A 1,372-nucleotide genomic window follows, 5' to 3' on the forward strand; every position below is an offset into this window, starting at 1 on the left:
GCCGGCGGCGGCCGCAATGGCGGCGGGGGGGCCGGTATTCGATGTGCAGGACAACTCCGACGACGTCGACACCACGCCGACGCGGGTGGAGGTGGTGGACGAGACGCCGAGCGGCAGGCACGCGGCGATCGACATCGACGAGCCGACGCCCGGACGCACCGCGATCCACCTGCCGCTCGACGACTCGAACGAGCCGCCGGAGGGCTACCCGATCAAGGCCGATACCCGGTCCGGGCTGTACTGGTCGCCGGACAGCCCGGACTACGGCGACACGGTCGCCGAACTCTGGTTCGCCAGCGAAGAATTCGCCCGCACGAACGGGTTCGTCAGAGCGGACTGAGCCGTCAGATCTTGCGGATGACGGTGACCACCTTGCCGAGCACGGCCGCGTCGTTGCCCGGGATCGGGTCGAACGCCGGATTGTGTGGCATCAGCCAAACCTGTCCGCGGGTGCGCTTGAAGGTCTTGACGGTCGCTTCGCCGTCGATCATGGCCGCGACGATGTCGCCGTTGTCGGCGACGTTCTGCTGACGCACGACCACCCAGTCGCCGTCGCAGATCGCCGCGTCCACCATCGATTCGCCGACCACCTTGAGCAGGAACAGCGATCCCTCACCGACGAGTTCACGGGGCAGCGGGAAGACATCCTCGACGGCCTCCTCGGCCAGGATGGGACCGCCGGCCGCGATGCGGCCCAGCACCGGGACGTACGTCGGCTCCGGCAGTGAGTCGGAGCCGGCGACATCGGTGGTGACCACCGGGGTGACGTGATCGTCGGAGGCCCGAACGTCGACCGCGCGCGGCCGGTTCGGGTCGCGGCGCAGATAGCCCTTGCGCTCGAGCGTGCGCAGCTGGTGGGCGACCGATGACGTCGACGTCAAGCCGACGGCGTCACCGATCTCGCGGATGCTCGGCGGGTAGCCGCGGCTGGTGACCGAGGCCCGGATCACGTCGAGAATGGTGCTCTGGCGTTCGGTGAGGGCGTTGTCGGAGCTGCGCCGCCCGCCGGTGCTCGCCGGTGCGCTGCCGCCGTCGCCGATGTCCCTGCTGTCGTCGCTCATGGTGCCGAATGTAGTCGCCCGACGGCCGATGATCAAACATGTGTTCGAGGCGTGTCGCGGGATCCTGGCACCGCCCGAGGCGTCGCCGGCGGTCCCGGGGGGACTTGTCGGTGGGCTGCTCTATCGTTTCGCAACAGTTCGATCACATGTTCTATCCATCGAACACCTGAGCGAGTATGTTTCGAACACAGTAGCGAACGACCACCGGCGGAGAGGGCAGGCAGATGACGATCGTGGAACCCCGGCAGAGTGAGATTCGACCGGTCACCCGGCCCGTGCGCCGGCCGGCGCAGGCCCCCACGGGGCCGCGG

Annotated in this window: 2 protein-coding genes; one reads left to right on the plus strand and one right to left on the minus strand. The window is 68.7% G+C overall.

Translation table 11 applies throughout. From position 1 onward, the window contains the following. On the plus strand, positions 1 to 340 hold a 340-nt coding region (locus Q2100_RS29255), incomplete at its 5' end, for a sunset domain-containing protein (protein WP_456094154.1). 4 nt (positions 341 to 344) lie between these two features. Here the strand turns inward: Q2100_RS29255 and lexA are convergent. Next, positions 345 to 1,061, minus strand: a complete 717-nt coding sequence (lexA, locus tag Q2100_RS29260; RefSeq protein WP_269896169.1) for a transcriptional repressor LexA — start codon at positions 1,059 to 1,061, stop codon at positions 345 to 347. Between the last annotated feature and the right edge of the window lie 311 nt (positions 1,062 to 1,372).

The sequence above is a fragment of the Mycolicibacterium arseniciresistens genome (genome assembly GCF_030519285.1).
GTDB lineage: Bacteria > Actinomycetota > Actinomycetes > Mycobacteriales > Mycobacteriaceae > Mycobacterium > Mycobacterium arseniciresistens.

Bases quoted from the DNA above. Each gene is read 5' to 3' on its own strand.
- lexA (WP_269896169.1), bottom strand. From the start codon at position 1,061: ATGAGCGACGACAGCAGGGACATCGGCGACGGCGGCAGCGCACCGGCG.